At 69.3% G+C, this 15,034-nt stretch carries 13 protein-coding genes; 9 read left to right on the top strand and 4 right to left on the bottom strand.

Annotation, left to right across the window (positions count from 1 at the left end; genetic code table 11):
* Positions 1-9: 9 nt before the first annotated feature.
* Entirely contained in the window at positions 10-222 is a 213-nt protein-coding gene (locus AC1DYP_RS05005) for a hypothetical protein (protein ID WP_477031796.1), read from the top strand.
* On the opposite strand, the gene aroC is transcribed toward AC1DYP_RS05005, so the two are convergent.
* Together aroC and AC1DYP_RS04995 are read right to left on the bottom strand one after the other, a co-directional pair.
* A complete protein-coding gene (aroC, locus tag AC1DYP_RS05000) occupies positions 219-1,340 on the bottom strand; it encodes a chorismate synthase (protein ID WP_477045388.1) in 1,122 nt (373 codons plus the stop codon). The genes AC1DYP_RS05005 and aroC overlap by 4 nt on opposite strands.
* A 115-nt stretch (positions 1,341-1,455) precedes the next feature.
* On the bottom strand, positions 1,456-2,796 hold the full coding sequence (locus AC1DYP_RS04995; RefSeq protein ID WP_477045387.1) for a pectate lyase: 1,341 nt from the start codon (positions 2,794-2,796) through the stop codon (positions 1,456-1,458).
* A gap of 444 nt (positions 2,797-3,240) precedes the next feature.
* Here AC1DYP_RS04995 and AC1DYP_RS04990 point away from each other — a divergent pair, with 444 nt between their 5' ends.
* Positions 3,241-4,347 carry a cache domain-containing protein gene (locus AC1DYP_RS04990; RefSeq protein ID WP_477045386.1) on the top strand — a complete coding sequence of 369 codons (1,107 nt, stop codon included), beginning with the start codon at positions 3,241-3,243 and terminating at the stop codon, positions 4,345-4,347.
* Here the strand turns inward: AC1DYP_RS04990 and AC1DYP_RS04985 are convergent.
* A complete protein-coding gene (locus AC1DYP_RS04985; protein WP_477045385.1) occupies positions 4,344-5,132 on the bottom strand; it encodes a site-2 protease family protein in 789 nt (262 codons plus the stop codon). The two genes, AC1DYP_RS04990 and AC1DYP_RS04985, sit on opposite strands and share 4 nt — an antisense overlap.
* A 179-nt stretch (positions 5,133-5,311) precedes the next feature.
* The gene (gene aptA, locus AC1DYP_RS04980) at positions 5,312-6,631 is read right to left on the bottom strand and encodes an omega-aminotransferase AptA (RefSeq protein WP_477045384.1); all 1,320 of its coding nucleotides are present in this window, start codon (positions 6,629-6,631) and stop codon (positions 5,312-5,314) included.
* 99 nt (positions 6,632-6,730) lie between these two features.
* Between aptA and AC1DYP_RS04975 the strand changes: the two genes are divergently transcribed.
* The 7 genes from AC1DYP_RS04975 to AC1DYP_RS04945 all read left to right on the top strand — a co-directional run bounded on the left by AC1DYP_RS04975 (position 6,731) and on the right by AC1DYP_RS04945 (position 14,990).
* Positions 6,731-7,411 carry a GntR family transcriptional regulator gene (locus AC1DYP_RS04975; RefSeq protein WP_477045383.1) on the top strand — a complete coding sequence of 227 codons (681 nt, stop codon included), beginning with the start codon at positions 6,731-6,733 and terminating at the stop codon, positions 7,409-7,411.
* Between the two features lie 286 nt (positions 7,412-7,697).
* A complete protein-coding gene (locus AC1DYP_RS04970; RefSeq protein ID WP_477045618.1) occupies positions 7,698-9,200 on the top strand; it encodes an aldehyde dehydrogenase in 1,503 nt (500 codons plus the stop codon).
* Between the two features lie 4 nt (positions 9,201-9,204).
* Positions 9,205-10,650, top strand: a complete 1,446-nt coding sequence (locus tag AC1DYP_RS04965; protein ID WP_477045382.1) for an NAD-dependent succinate-semialdehyde dehydrogenase — start codon at positions 9,205-9,207, stop codon at positions 10,648-10,650.
* A 199-nt stretch (positions 10,651-10,849) separates the two neighbouring features.
* A complete protein-coding gene (locus tag AC1DYP_RS04960; protein WP_477045381.1) occupies positions 10,850-12,217 on the top strand; it encodes an aspartate aminotransferase family protein in 1,368 nt (455 codons plus the stop codon).
* A gap of 8 nt (positions 12,218-12,225) precedes the next feature.
* A complete protein-coding gene (locus AC1DYP_RS04955; protein WP_477045380.1) occupies positions 12,226-13,599 on the top strand; it encodes a glutamine synthetase family protein in 1,374 nt (457 codons plus the stop codon).
* Positions 13,600-13,693: 94 nt separating this feature from the next.
* Positions 13,694-13,837, top strand: a complete 144-nt coding sequence (locus AC1DYP_RS04950) for a hypothetical protein (protein WP_477045379.1) — start codon at positions 13,694-13,696, stop codon at positions 13,835-13,837.
* 37 nt (positions 13,838-13,874) lie between these two features.
* The gene (locus tag AC1DYP_RS04945; protein ID WP_477045378.1) at positions 13,875-14,990 is read left to right on the top strand and encodes an ABC transporter substrate-binding protein; all 1,116 of its coding nucleotides are present in this window, start codon (positions 13,875-13,877) and stop codon (positions 14,988-14,990) included.
* Positions 14,991-15,034: the final 44 nt, after the last annotated feature.

Here is a 15,034-nt window from a genome sequence, read left to right as displayed (position 1 = left end):
ATCAATTGTATGGCCTCCCGCGACGAACTCATTAAGCGTGAAGCTCTGGAGCTTTGGAGCCAGATGCACGACGAGCCCGCGCCCGAGGTCAGTGGCGGCGAGTTGCTTGAGATCATCTGTCGAGATCTTCACGTGCAGGACTATGACCGCGTCCGCTCGCCGTTCCTCCGCCCCACGATGATCATGCGGCCCGAGGAATGGCCGGAGGCGCGGAAGGGTTAGACCCGCCCGCTCATCCCCGGAACGAACGCGCCGCCGCCCGTCTGGGCGCGGTGGCGCAGGAAGGCGTCGGCCAGCACGCAGGCGGTCATCGCCTCGACCACCGGCACGCCGCGGATGCCCACGCACGGATCGTGGCGGCCCTTGGTGCGCAGGTCGATCTCCTGGCCAGCCTCGTTGACGCTCTCGCGGAGCGTCAGGATCGAGGAGGTCGGCTTGAAGGCCACGCGGGCCACCACCGGCTGGCCGGTCGACAGGCCGCCCAGGACGCCCCCCGCATGGTTGGACAGGAACACAGGGCCGTCGTTGCCCATCCGCATCTGGTCGGCGTTGTCCTCGCCCGACAGCGCCGCCGAGGCGAAGCCCTCGCCGATCTCCACGCCCTTGGCGGCGTTGATCGACATCAGGGCCGCGGCCAGTTCGGCGTCCAGCTTGCCGTACAGCGGCGCGCCCCAGCCGGCCGGCACGCCGGTCGCCTCGACCTCGACGATGGCGCCGGTCGAGGAGCCGGCCTTGCGGACCTTCTCCAGATGTTCTTCCCAGACGGGGATGATCGCCGCGTCGGGCGACCAGTAGGGGTTCTGCTCGCACTGGTCCCAGTCCCAGTTCGCCCGGTCGATGGCGTGCGGGCCGATCTGCACCAGGGCCGCGCGCACCGTCACGCCGGGGATCACCAGCCGGGCGATGGCGCCGGCCGCGACCCGCGCGGCGGTCTCGCGCGCCGAGCTGCGCCCGCCGCCGCGATAGTCGCGCACGCCGTACTTGGCGAAATAGGGGTAGTCGGCGTGGCCCGGCCGGAAGGCCTGGGCGATCTCGCCATAGTCCTTGGAGCGCTGGTCGGTGTTCTCGATCATCAGGCTGATCGGCGTGCCGGTCGTGCGCTGGCCGTTCGTGCGCTCGTCCTCGAACACGCCCGACAGGATCTTCACCGCGTCAGGCTCCTGGCGCTGTGTGACGAACTTGCCCTGGCCGGGACGGCGCTTGTCGAGGAAGGCCTGGATCTGCTCGGCGGTCAGGGCGATGCCCGGCGGAACGCCGTCGACCACGCAGCCCAGGGCCGGACCGTGGCTTTCGCCCCAGGTGGTGACGCGGAACAGGTGACCGAAGGTGTTGTGCGACATGGGGGGCGGTGTAGCGGAAAGGGGCGAGCGCTGCAAAACCGGGACGGTTGTTGCGCATGAGCACGGCGGTTCGGCAACAAAGCACCTCCCCCACAGGGGGAGGGTCTGTGCGGCGTCAGCCCCGCTTCTTCGCCGCGTCGGCCAGGTAGAGCTCGAGGTTCGTCCAGCCCGAGCCGTCCTTGGCCAAGATCGCCCCGTCGGCCTTCCTCGGATCGAACCCATGCGCCTTCTCCCAGGCGTCGGGCATGCCGTCCCCGTCCGTATCCACCGCCGCGACCCCCGCCGGCAGCACCGGCCAGCCGCCGACCTGGGCCTGGCTGTCGATCTGCTTGCCGGTCTTGTCGCGGACCCCGGCCACCACCCGGGCGTCAACCGCGTCGCGGAACACCGAAGCCCCGGCGTCCTTCAGCACCCGCTCGAACGCGCTCGCCGCCGGGTCGGCCTTGACTGGCGCCACGTCGATCGGCCCCGCCTGGCGATACCCCGGCGCCTGCAGCCCGGTGACCAGGCTCCACGGATCGGCGGGGACCGCGCCGTTCATGCTGTTGCCGGCGAACCAGGCCTTGGCCAGGCTGTTGCTTTCGTTGAAGGCGACGGGCTTCTCGCTGTCGGGCCCCATGACATAGGCGTTGTCGATGAAGCTGTAGGCCGCCAGGGCCGCCTTGTCGGCGTCGTAGCCGGCGTGGCCCTTGCCCCAGTTGTAGAAGACGTTGGACCGGAATTCGAAGAACGCCCCGACCGGGTCCTTGTCGGGCCCCTCGTAATTGCCCGGGCGCGGCATGCGGGCCAGGTGGTTGGCCCACAGGTTGTGGTGGAAGCTGATCTTCGAGCCGCCGCCGCCGCGGATCAGGCTGCCGTAGCCGTGGTCGCCCTTGGCGTGGATCGAGTGGCGCAGGCTTTCGGCGATGATCGACCATTGGACGGTCAGGTCATAGAACCCCTGGCCTGGATTGTCGTACCGCGCGCTGGCCGACAGGGTCTCGTCCACCGACCAGCTGGCCGAGACGTGGTCGAGGATGATCCGCCGGCCCGAATTGATCCAGATCGCGTCGCCCTCGGTCTTGCTCTCGTCGCCCAGGCGCGAGCGGATGAAGCGGATGACCACGTCGTCGGCCGACACCACCAGGGTGTGGTCGCGCACGGTGATCCCGCCGCCGGGGGCAGTCTGGCCGGCGATGGTGATCTGGCCGTTGGCGATCTTCAGCTCGCTCTTCAGCGGGATCGTGCCGGCGACTTCGAAGACGACCGTGCGCGGGCCCTTGGCCTCGACGGCGGCGCGCAGGGATCCGGGACCGGAATCCTCCAGGTTGGTGACCTTGATCACCGTCCCGCCGCGCCCGCCGACCGACAGCCGTCCCGCGCCCTCGGCGCCGGGGAAGGCCGGGACCTCGCGCGGCGCGGCGTGGGCCGCGGTGACGGCCAGGGCGGCGGCCAGGACGGTGGCGGTGCGGATCATGTGTTTCCCCCCAATTACGCGCCGAGCTTCACCCCCAAAGCGCCCGTCTTCCCGGCGAAGGCCGGGACCCAGATTCATCCGGGGCGGCTCGTGGGTTTCACCTGGGCCCCGGCCTTCGCCGGGGAGACGGATTTGAGATGCGCGTGCGTTCCTTATCGGTCGATCATCCCCCGTCCACGAAATCCTGTCCACCGGTGTCATTGGCTTACGGCAAGGCTTTGCGGTGACCGGCGCATGACAACGCTGTCGAGCATTGATGATTAATGAGGCAAAGATTGCCTCATAACTGAACATATCCACAGGGCCTGTGCCACGAAAGGCGCGAAAAGGCGCGACGGATTGTCCGACCCCCATCCCCGAAAGCTGACACTGGTGTCATTCTCGCTTGTCTGGCGAGTGATTCGGCTGTTCGCATCCCGCTGCCGGTTTCGGGGGAAACCTTTCATGGCCGACGAAGACGCCAGTCTCCGCCCAGAACGCATTCTGGAGCTCAGCGAGCGCCTGTCCGCCGTGGCCGGCGAGAAGATCGGCGAGATCGCCTACGTCAACCGCTCGGCCAAGATGCTGGCCATCAACGCCCTGATCGTCGCCGCGCGCGCGGGCGAGGCGGGGCGCGGCTTCGCGATCGTGGCCGAAGAGTTCAAGACCATCTCCACTCAGATCGACGTGGTGGCCGCCGCCCTGGAGAGCCAGGTGCGCGCCGACCTGAACGAACTGACCAAGATCGGCGGCGCGATCCTGGGCCACCTGCGCGGCCAGCGCCTGGCCGACTTGGCGCTGAACGCCATCGAGATCATTGACCGCAACCTCTATGAGCGCACCTGCGACGTGCGCTGGTGGGCCACCGACAGCGCCGTGGTTGACTGCGTGGCCGCGCCCTCGCGCGAAGCCGCCACCTACGCCAGCCAGCGTCTGAAAGTGATCCTCGACGCCTACACCGTCTATCTGGACCTCTGGATCGCCGACCCCACCGGCCGGGTGGTCGCCAGCGGCCGCCCCGACAAGTATCCGGCCGCCAAGACCGTGTCGGTGGCCGAGACCGAGTGGTTCAGGAACGCCATGCGGACCAAGTCGGGCGACGACTTCACGGTCTGCGACATCGAGCGGGTCAAGGCGCTGAACGACGCCCCGGTCGCCACCTACGCCACGGCCATCCGCGAGGGCGGCCAGGCGGGCGGCAAGGTGATCGGCGTGCTGGGCGTCCACTTCGACTGGAAGCCCCAAGCCCAGGCGGTGGTCGACGGCGTGCGCCTGACCGACGAGGAGAAGGCCCGCTCGCGCGTGCTGCTGCTCGACCAGAACCACCGGGTGCTGGCCAGCTCGGACGGCAAGGGCGTGCTGGAGGAGACCTTCAAGCTCGACACCACCGGCGGCGACATGGGCAGCTACGCCGACGGCGCCCGCACCATCGGCTACGCCCTGACCCCGGGCTACGAGACCTATACGGGCATGGGCTGGTACGGCTGCCTGGTCCAGACCTCGGAGGAGCAGAAGCCGGCCGCCACCTTTCGCCCCGCGGTGACGGCGGCTCCGAAGCTCAGCGCGGCCTAGAGCGTTTCCCAGAACCGGAACGCCCGGTACCCCGCGCCGATGTCCGGGCGCGAGACGCCGAACAGGTCGGTGATCGACACCACCACGCTGAACAGCGCGTCGTTGACCGGCGGCACCAGGAAGATCGCCAGGAACAGCCCGATGAACACCAGGCCGCCGAACTTCGCGGCCTGCTGCTGGACGGCGACCGGCAGGTAGGGGCGGATCACGCCGAAGCCGTCCAGGCCGGGCAGGGGCAGCAGGTTCAGCACCAGGGCGAAGGCCTGCAGGAAGGCCAGGAAGGCGGCGGCGCGCGACAACGGGCTGGTCTCGACGCCGAACGCCCGGTCGGCGGCCAGGCACAGGACCAGGCCGATCAGCACGCCCAGCGTCCCCAGCGGCCCGGCCAGCGAGGCCAGGGCCCGGCCGCGCTTGCTGCGCATCAGGTCGTCGCGCAGATAGACCGCGCCGCCGGGAAAGCCGATCCCGCCCATGGCCAGGGCGACCAGCGGCAGCAGCAGGCTGGTCGACAGGTCGGTGTATTTCAGCGGGTCCAGGGTCAGGTAGCCCTTCTCGGCGATCGTGTGGTCGCCGGCCTTGTGGGCGACGAAGGCGTGGCAGAACTCGTGGACCACCACGCTGAGGATCCAGCCCACCACCACGAAGGCGAAGGTCAGCACGCCGGGCGGGTCGGGCATCCGCGCCAGGGCGAAGGCCAGGGCGGTGAAGATCGCGATCAGGATCAGGGCGTTGGCGCTGATCGGGGCGGGCTTGGGTTTAAGAGCGGGGACGTCGGTAAAGGTCATCGCCCCTTATACCCTCTCCCATGGGGAGAGGGAGGGGCCCAAGCAAAGCTTGGGAGGGTGAGGGGGTAAACCGTCCGACGGCGTGCCGGCAGGGCGCTATGTGAAATCGGTGAGGGCGTCACCCCTCACCCTCCCACGAGTGCGTCGCGGGTCCCTCCCTCTCCCCTCCGGGAGAGGGTTTAGTCCACCCCCGCCAACACCGCCCGGATCGTCTCCACCACCTGGTCCACCTGCGCCTTCTCGATGATCAGCGGCGGCGACAGGGCGATGATGTCTCCCGTCACCCGGATCAGCAGGCCCTTGTCGAACGCCGTCTCGAACGCGGCCATCGCCCGGGCGGTCGGGGCGCCGGGCCTCGGCTCCAGCTCGATCCCGGCGATCAGGCCGAAGTCGCGGATGTCGATCACGTGGCGGGCGTCCTTCAGCGAATGCACGGCCGCCCGCCAGTAGGGCTCCATCTCCAGCGCCCGGGCGAACAGGCCCTCCTCCTGATAGACCTCCAGCGCCGCCATGCCCGCCGCGCAGGCCAGGGGGTGGGCCGAATAGGTGTAGCCGTGGAAGAGCTCGATGGGGGCGTCGGCGCCGTCCATCATCGCCTGGTAGACGCCCTCCGACGCCGCCACGGCCCCGGCTGGGACGGCGGCATTGGTCAGGCCCTTGGCCATGCAGATCATGTCCGGGATCACCCCGAAGCGCTCGGCCGCGAAGGCCGCGCCCACCCGGCCGAAGCCGGTGATCACCTCGTCGAAGATCAGCAGGATGTCGTGCCTGTCGCAGATCGCTCGCAGCCGCTGCAGGTAGCCCTCCGGCGGCACCAGAACGCCGGTCGAGCCGGCCACCGGCTCGACGATCACGGCGGCGATGTTGGACGCGTCGTGCAGGGCGACGATGGCCTCCAGCGCGTCGGCCAGCTCGGCGCCGTTCTTCGGCAGGCCCTGCGAGAACAGGTTGCCCGCCACGCCGTGGGTGTGGGGCAGGTGGTCGACGCCGGTCAGCAGCGAACCGAAATACATCCGGTTCTTGGGGATGCCGCCCACCGAGATGCCGCCGAAGCCGACGCCGTGATAGCCGCGCTCGCGGCCGATCAGCCGGGTCTTGGTCCCCTTGCCGCGGGCCCGGTGGTAGGCCAGGGCGATCTTCAGGGCGGTGTCGACCGACTCCGAGCCCGAGCCGGTGAAGAAGATGCGGTCCAGCCCCGGCGGGGTGATCTGGGCGATGCGGCTGGCGAAGGCGAAGGCCGCCGGGTGGCCCATGTTGAAGCTGGGCGCGTAGTCCATCTCGCCGGCCTGGCGGCGGATCGCCTCGACGATCTTCGGCCGGTTGTGCCCGGCGTTGACGCACCACAGGCCCGAGGTGGCGTCCAGGATCTGGCGGCCGTCGGGCGTGGCGTAGTGCATGCCCTCGGCGCGGCTGAGCATCCGGGGATTGGCCTTGAACCGCCGGTTGGGCGTGAACGGCATCCAGAAGGCGTCGAGGTCGTTGGCGCCGAAATCGGGCATGGCGGAACTCCGGATCAGGCTTGCCCAAGAGGCCTTGCATTGTGATCGCGATTGGAGGTCTCCTGGCAAGGTCCAATGACCTTTTGAGGGGAAGGCAGCGTGTCTGAGCCAAAACCCCGCAAACCCCTCGCCGACAGCCAGGCCGTCCACGACCAGGTCTACGAGGCCATCCGCCAGGCCCTGATCACCGGCCGCATCGCGCCGGGCGTCGGGGTCAGTCTGCGCAGCCTGGCCGCCGAGCTGGGCGTGTCGCCGATGCCGGTGCGCGACGCCGTGCGGCGGCTGGTGGCCGAGCGGGCCCTGGCGATCAATCCGGCCAACAAGCGATTGAGCGTGCCGTCGCTGACCGGGGCCCGGCTGGAGCAACTGTCGGTGGCCCGGCTGTGGATCGAGCCCGAGCTGGCGGCCCGCGCCGCGCCCCATGTCGACGCCGCCCTGGTCAAGCGCCTGCGCGAGCTGGACGCCGCCGTCGACGACGCCCTGAAGCTGGGCGACGTCGACGCCTACATGACCGCCAACCACGACTTCCACTTCGCCATCTACGAACGCGCCGACGCCGAGGTGCTGCTGGCCATGGCCAACGGCCTGTGGCTGCAGATCGGGCCGTTCATGCGCGTGGTGTTCGGCCGGATCGGCGCCGACGGGCTCGTGGCGGATCGCCACGTCGAGGCGGTGGAGGCCCTGAAGCTCCACGACGTCGAAGGCGCCCGCCGGGCCATCGCGGCGGACTTGTCCGAGGGCATGGACAAGATGCGGGTCGCGGTGGAGGCGGGGCGGTGAGGGGCGCGCGCTCCGATCTTTCGCACCCCCAACGTCCGTCATCCTCGGACTTGTTCCGAGGACCCCTCGCGCCGCCGCGCTGTCGTTCACGGATGGGGCGCCGCCATCGCCGCGCTCGTCCTGCTTTCGGCAACAAGGTTGAACCAGGGGTCCTCGGAACAAGTCCGAGGATGACGGGCCTTGGGGGGACGGTGGCTAGGGGAGGGGCAACCTCGGCAAACCACGTCACCCCCGCACAACCCCACCTTGACAGTCGCCCACCCGACGCAAACTGTGATCACAGTTTCTGGAGCCACCCCGCGTGACCGCCCCCTCGATCTTCGACGCCCTCAAGAGCCTGTCGCTGCCCGGGCGGGCGGTGATCGACGGCGCGTTGGTCGATGCGGCGTCGGGTCAGACGTTCCACAACGTCTCGCCGCGTGATGGGACGGTGATCAACCAGGTCGCGGCCTGCCAGGCCGTCGACGTCGACCGCGCCGTCGCCTCGGCCCGCGCCGCGTTCGAGGACGGCCGTTGGCGCGACCAGGGTCCGCGCGCCAAGAAGGCGGTGCTGTTCCGGCTGGCCGAGCTGATGGAGCGCGACGCCGAGGACCTGGCCCTGCTGGAGAGCCTGGACACCGGCAAGCCGATCCGCGACGCCCGGGCCGTCGACGTGCCCCTGTCGATCGGCACCACCCGCTGGTACGCCGAGGCGCTGGACAAGATCTATGGCGAGGTCGGCGCCTCGCCGATCGACCGCCTGTCGTGGGCCGTGCACGAACCGCTGGGGTTGATCGGCGCGATCGTGCCGTGGAACTTCCCGCTGCACATGGCGATGTGGAAGGTCGCCCCGGCCCTGGCCATGGGCAACTCCGTCGTGTTGAAGCCCGCCGAGCAGTCGCCGCTGACGGCGCTGAAGCTGGGCGAGCTGGCCCTTGAAGCTGGGCTCCCGGCAGGGGTGCTGAACGTGATCCCCGGCCTGGGCGGCGTCGCCGGCGAGGCCCTGGCCCTGTCGATGGACGTCGACATGATCGCGTTCACCGGCTCGGGTCCGGTGGGCCGGCGGCTGATGGAATATTCGGCGCGCAGCAACCTCAAGCGCGTGTCGCTGGAGCTGGGCGGCAAGTCTCCCCAGATCGTCTTCGCCGACTGCCCCGACCTGGACGCCGCCGCCGAGGCCGCCGCCTGGGGCGTGTTCTATAACCAGGGCGAGGTCTGCACCGCCGCCTCGCGCCTGCTGGTGCAGGACGGCATCAAGGACGCCTTCCTCGAGAAGGTGATCGCTGTGGCCAGGACCATGGTCCCCGGCGATCCGCTGGATCCAGAGACCAACTTCGGGGCGATGGTCAGCGAGCGGCAGATGAACACCGCCCTGGACTACATCGCCACCGCCGACAGCCAGGGCAATCGCCGCGTGCTGGGCGGCAAGCGCGTGCGTCAGGACACCGGCGGCTTCTATGTCGAACCCACCATCTTCGACGGCCTGGCGCCCGACCACACCCTGGCCCGCGAGGAGGTGTTCGGCCCGGTGCTGGGCGTGCAGACCTTCAAGGACCAGGACGAGGCGATCCGCCTGGCCAACGACACCGTCTACGGCCTGGCCGCCGGCCTGTGGACGTCGGACATCAACCGCGCCCTGACCTCGGCGCGCCAGTTGAAGGCCGGGCTGGTGTGGATCAACGGCTGGGACGCCTGCGACATCACCATGCCGTTCGGCGGCTTCAAGCAGTCGGGTTTCGGTCGCGACCGCAGCCTTCACGCGTTGCACAAGTACGCCGACCTGAAGTCGGTGTCCGTGACGCTGAGGTGACCCCATGACCCTTGAACTCGTCGAAACCGCCGCCTTCATCGACGGCCTCTGGATCGAGAGCGAAACCACCTTCGAGGTGCTGAACCCGGCCGACGGGACGGTGATCGCCGAGGTCGCGGACCTGGGCGCTTCGGAGACCAAGGTCGCCATCGAGGCCGCCCACCGCGCCTTCCCGGCCTGGGCCGCCAAGACGGCCAAGGCGCGCGGCGCGATCCTGCGCAAGTGGTCCGACCTGATGCTGGCCCACGGCGAGGCCCTGGCCCGGCTGATGACCGCCGAACAGGGCAAGCCGCTGGCGGAGTCGCGGGGCGAGGTGTCGTACGGGGCGGCGTTCATCGACTGGTTCGCGGATGAGGCCAAGCGCGCCTATGGCCACTCGATCCCCAGCCCGATGCCGGGCAAGCGCTTGGTCTCGATCAAGCAGCCGGTGGGCGTGTGCGCGGCCATCGCGCCGTGGAACTTCCCGATCGCCATGATCACCCGCAAGGTCGGCCCGGCCCTGGCCAGCGGCTGCACCGTGGTGGTCAAGCCGGCGGCCGAGACCCCGCTGTGCGCCCTGGCCATCGCCCGGCTGGCGGTGGAGGCGGGCGTGCCGGCCGGGGTGCTGAACGTCGTGACCGGCAAGGACTCCAGCGCCATCGGCAAGGCCCTGTGCGACGACGCGCGGGTGCGGAAACTGTCGTTCACCGGCTCGACCCCGGTGGGCAAGACGCTCTACGCCCAATGCGCCGGCACCATGAAGAAGCTGTCGCTGGAGCTGGGCGGCAACGCGCCGTTCATCGTCTTCGACGACGCCGACCTGGAGGCCGCCGTCGACGGCGCCATCGCCAGCAAGTACCGCAACACCGGCCAGACCTGCGTCTGCGCCAATCGGCTGATCGTGCAGTCGGGCATCCACGACGCGTTCGCCGCAAGGCTGACCGAGAAGGTTGCGGCGATGAAGGTCGGGCCCGGTACCGGCGAGGGCGTGACCATCGGTCCGCTGATCAACGACAAGGCCATCGCCAAGGTCGAGAAACTGGTGCGCGAGGCCGTGGAGCAGGGCGCCAAGGCCACGGTCGGCGGCGACCGTCACGAACTGGGCGGGCTGTTCTGGCAGCCTACGGTGCTTGTCGACGCGACGCCCGACATGCGCCTGTTCCAGGAAGAGATCTTCGGTCCGGTCGCGCCGATCGTGAAGGTCGAGACCGAGGCCGAAGCCATCGCCCTGGCCAACGCCACGCCCTTCGGCCTGGCCTCCTACTTCTACAGCCGCGACGTCGGCCGCTGCTGGCGGGTGGCCGAGGCCATCGAGGCGGGGATGGTGGGGATCAACGAGGGCATCATCTCCACCGAGGTGGCGCCGTTCGGCGGGGTGAAGGATTCCGGGCTGGGCCGCGAGGGGTCTTCCGAAGGCTTGGACGAGTATCTGGAGACGAAGTACCTGTGCTTTGGCGGGGTGGGGGGATGAGGTCATCCACCGCCCTTTCCCCCAAACGCCCGTCATTCCCGCCCTTGTGGCGGGAACCCCTGGTTCAGCCGACGGTGAAGTGCTTTGGCGCGCTGGCGCGCCACCCCTCTGCCCTTGCGGCGGATAGAGGGGTTCCCGCCACAAGGGCGGGAATGACGGCTGAAAATGGGATGGGCGTCATCGGGGTGAGCGCCTCCCCATGACCCCCAAACCCGCCAACGCCCCGATCCTCGCCGACCTGATCCAGGACGAGCTGCGCCGCTTCGTCGCCGAGCACCCACGCTCGTGCGCGATGTCGCGGCAGTCGGCCGACGTCTGGCGGGGCGGGGCGCCGATGCACTGGATGACCGACTGGGCCAGCCCGTGTCCGATCTTCGCGGCCCAGGGCGTTGGGGCCCAGATCACGGACGTCGATGGGCTGCTGTACGACGACTTCTGCCTGGCCGACACGCCAGCCATGTTCGGCCATGGCCAGGAGGCGGTCGCGCGGGCCATCGCCGACCAGGCCAAGCGGGGGACCGGCTTCATGCTGCCCACCGCGTCGGCGGTGATCGTCGGCCGGCTGCTGGCCAAGCGCTTCGGCCTGCCGCTGTGGCAGATGGCGACCACGGCCAGCGACGCCAACCGCGCCGCCATCCGCTGGGCGCGCGCCGTGACCGAACGCCCCGTGATTCTGGTGTTCGACGGCTGCTACCACGGCATGGTCGACGACGCGTTCGTGACGCTGAAGGACGGCGTCCCGGTGATGAAACCCGGCCTGCTGGGCCAGGTCCACGACCACACCGCCACCACCCGCGTCGTGCCGTTCAACGATCCCGAGGCCCTGGCCGCCGCCCTGGCCCCCGGCGACGTCGCGGCCCTGCTGGCCGAGCCGGCCATGACCAATTGCGGGATGATCCTGCCGCAGCCGGGTTTCCTGCAGGTGATGCGCGACCTGACCCGCCAGGCCGGGACGCTGCTGATCATCGACGAGACCCACACGATCTCGACCGCCCCCGGCGGCTATGCCCGCGCCCACGGGCTGGAGCCCGACATGCTGGTGGTCGGCAAGGCCATCGCCGGCGGCGTGCCGGCCGCGGTCTGGGGCGTGACCGCCGAGCTGTCCGAACGGATGGACGTCGCCGCCGCCCGCGTCGGACCAGGCCAGTCGGGCATCGGCACCACCCTGTCGGGCAACGCCCTGGCCCTGGCGGCCATGCGGGCCATGCTGGCCGAGGTGATGACCGACGCCGCCTACGCGCGGATGCTGGCCGGGGCCGAGCGGCTGATGGAGGCGCTGCGCGGGATGATCGCCGTGCGCGGCCTGCCCTGGTCGGTGGTCCATGTCGGGGCGCGGGTCGAGCTGGTCTTCGCCCCCTCGCCGCCGAAAAACGCCGCCGCCATGCGCGAGGCGCTGGACCCGGACCTGCTGTCCGCGCTTCATCTGTGGCTGATCAACCGAGGGGTGCTGATCGCGCCCTTCCACACCATGATGCTGGTGTCGCCGATGACCGAGGACGCCGCCATCGACCGCCTGGTCGCGGCGGTCGACGGGTTCGCGGCGGCGCTCGAGGGACTGAGTTTATGAGTACTGCCATGGTCGCCGACCCCCAGGAATGCCGCGACTTCCTCGCCGCCCATCCGCAGGTGAAGTACGTCGACGTGTTCTTCACCAGCATGACCGGCGTTCCGCGCGGCAAGCGGCTGCGGGTCCACGAGCTGCAGGCGGTCTACGACTACGGCCGCTTCCTGCCGGGCTCGATCCTGGTGGTCGACACCAACGGCGCCGACTGCGAGGACACCGGCCTGGTCTGGGAGGACGGCGACGCCGACCGCCGGGCGCGGCCCGTGCCCGGGACCCTGACCCTGGCGCCCTGGCTGGGTTCGGACATGGCCCAGGTCATGCTGTCGCTGTACGAGCTGGACGGCGCGGCCAACGACCTGGATCCGCGCCATGTGCTCAAGCGCGTGCTGGACCGCTTCGCCGCCGACGGCCTGACGCCGGTCGCGGCCTGCGAGCTGGAATACTACCTGGTCGACCAGGTGCGCGGCCCGGGCGGCGAGCTGCTGCCGGCCCGCTCCCACCAGACCGGCGAGCGGCCGCACGGCATCCAGGTCTACGGCCTGCCCGAGCTGGAGGCCCACGCCCCGTTCCTGCGCGAGCTGTGGGACGTGTGCGACGTGCTGGGCGTGCCGCTGGAAGGGGCGATCTCCGAGTTCGCCCCGGGCCAGGTCGAGCTGACCCTCAAGCACAAGCCCGACGCGCTGGAGGCAGCCGACGACGCCCTGCGCTACAAGCGCGCCGCCAAGGGCGTGGCCCTGAAGCACGGTTGCGAGGCCACCTTCATGGCCAAGCCCTGGGCCGACCAGGCCGGCAACGGCTTCCACGTGCATGTCAGCTTCAACGACGCGGCGGGGAACAATCTCTGCGCGGCCGACGACCTCGAAGGCTCGCCCCTGCTCAGGCACGCGATCGGCGGCATGAAGGCGCTGATGGCCGACTGCATGGCCATCCTGGCGCCCAACGCCAACAGCTATCGCCGCTTCAAGGCCAACAGCTACGCGCCCGTCGCCCCGACCTGGGGCGTCAACAACCGCACGGTCAGCCTGCGCGTGCCGGCCGGTCCGCCGCCGACCCGCCATGTGGAGCACCGCGTGGCCGGGGCGGACGCCAATCCGTACCTGGTGCTGGCCGCGCTGCTGGCCTGCGCCCACCACGGGATCAGCAACAGGATCGATCCGGGCCCGGCGGTGGTCGGCGACGGCTACGCGGCCGCGGCCAAGGAGAAGATCCGCCTGCCCACCGACTGGTACGCGGCGGTCAATCTGTTCGAGGCGTCCGAGGTGCTGCGCGACTATCTGGGCGAGCGGTTCGTGGAGATGTTCGTCTCGGTCAAGCGCACCGAGCAGGCGCGCTTCGGCGAGGTGGTCACGCAGCTGGATTATGACTGGTATCTGCGCAACGCCTGACGGCGGGGCGCTCGAACCAGGGTTTCGACGGGCCTTGGCCCGGTGGTCTGGAGTAAAAACGTCGATGGTCGAAGGTCAGGTCTAGGATTGGAACATGGGAACCACGCCGACCCCGCGCGCTCGTCTTGTCGTCGTGGTTCCGATCGTGGCGCTCATCGCCGTCGCCGCCTGGGTTGGACTGACGATCGCCGCCAATATCGGGATCGACGTTTCGCTGCCGCATTGGATTTCTCGCTAGGCAAGTTCACGCAAATTCGAGGGGAGACACCAAGGTCATGAGCACCAACCGCATTCATTCCAATCGCGTTTTGGGAACCCGCCGCTCGCTGCTGACGGCCATGGGCGCCGCGGCCATCGGCATCAGCTTCACCGCCTGCGGCCAGAAGCCCGCCGGCGAGGCCGCCAAGACGGCCGGCGGCGAGGAAGCCAAGCTGAACTTCTACAACTGGGACACCTATATCGGCGACACGACGCTGGACGACTTCAAGAAGGCCACGGGCGTCGACGTGAACATGAGCCTGTTCGCGACCAACGACGAGCTGTTCGCCAAGCTGAAGGCGGGCAACGCCGGCTACGACGTGATCGTGCCGTCCAACGAGTTCGTCACCCGCATGAGCCAGGCCGGCATGCTGGAGGTGCTGGACCACGCCAAGATCCCCAACATCAAGAACATCGACCCGGCCTTCCTCGACCCCGACTACGACAAGGGCCGGAAGTACTCGATGCCCTACACCTGGCTGGTGCTGGGCATCGGCTACAACAAGAAGAAGGTGAAGGGCGTCCCCGACAGCTGGAAGTACCTGTTCGACAGCGCCGAGTATAACGGCCGCATCGCCCTGCTGTCGGAAAGCGCCGACCTGATCCGCCTGGCCGCCAAGTACAAGGGCCACAGCGTCAACAACATCCCGCCCGAGCTCGTCACCGAGATCGAGAAGATGCTGATCCGCCAGAAGCCCTATGTGAAGGCGTTCCACGACGACAACGGCCAGGACATGCTGCTGGCCGGCGATGTGGACCTGGTGCTGGAGTACAACGGCGACATCGCCCAGGCGATGAAGGAGAACCCGGACCTGGACTTCGTGATCCCGAAGGAAGGCAGCCTGCTGAACTCCGACACCCTGTGCATTCCGAAGGGCGCGCCGCGTCCGGACAACGCGCACAAGTTCATCAACTACCTGCTGGACGCCAAGGCCGGGGCCGAGATCTCCAAGACGATCCTCTACCCGACGCCGAACGCGGCGGCCAAGGCGCTGATGCCGCCGGAATACAAGGACAACCCCGTGATCTTCCCGCCGGCCGCGATCCTGGCCAAGTGCGAGTACGGGGCGTTCGAGGGGGCCGAGAAGGCCAGCCTGTACGAGGAAGTCATCACCCGGGTGCGGGCGGCTTAGGCGGGCTGAAGGCCCTCCCCCTGTGGGGGAGGTGTCGCCGAAGG

Source organism: Caulobacter sp. P1_D6, assembly GCF_056406095.1.
This window is presented reverse-complemented; position numbering and strand designations above follow the sequence as displayed.

Bases quoted from the DNA above. Each gene is read 5' to 3' on its own strand.
- AC1DYP_RS04995 (WP_477045387.1), bottom strand. From the start codon at position 2,796: ATGATCCGCACCGCCACCGTCCTGGCCGCCGCCCTGGCCGTCACCGCG.
- aptA (WP_477045384.1), bottom strand. From the start codon at position 6,631: ATGCCCGATTTCGGCGCCAACGACCTCGACGCCTTCTGGATGCCGTTC.
- AC1DYP_RS04950 (WP_477045379.1), top strand. From the start codon at position 13,694: ATGGGAACCACGCCGACCCCGCGCGCTCGTCTTGTCGTCGTGGTTCCG.
- aroC (WP_477045388.1), bottom strand. From the start codon at position 1,340: ATGTCGCACAACACCTTCGGTCACCTGTTCCGCGTCACCACCTGGGGC.
- AC1DYP_RS04960 (WP_477045381.1), top strand. From the start codon at position 10,850: ATGACCCCCAAACCCGCCAACGCCCCGATCCTCGCCGACCTGATCCAG.
- AC1DYP_RS04990 (WP_477045386.1), top strand. From the start codon at position 3,241: ATGGCCGACGAAGACGCCAGTCTCCGCCCAGAACGCATTCTGGAGCTC.
- AC1DYP_RS05005 (WP_477031796.1), top strand. From the start codon at position 10: ATGGCCTCCCGCGACGAACTCATTAAGCGTGAAGCTCTGGAGCTTTGG.
- AC1DYP_RS04965 (WP_477045382.1), top strand. From the start codon at position 9,205: ATGACCCTTGAACTCGTCGAAACCGCCGCCTTCATCGACGGCCTCTGG.
- AC1DYP_RS04955 (WP_477045380.1), top strand. From the start codon at position 12,226: ATGGTCGCCGACCCCCAGGAATGCCGCGACTTCCTCGCCGCCCATCCG.
- AC1DYP_RS04985 (WP_477045385.1), bottom strand. From the start codon at position 5,132: ATGACCTTTACCGACGTCCCCGCTCTTAAACCCAAGCCCGCCCCGATC.
- AC1DYP_RS04945 (WP_477045378.1), top strand. From the start codon at position 13,875: ATGAGCACCAACCGCATTCATTCCAATCGCGTTTTGGGAACCCGCCGC.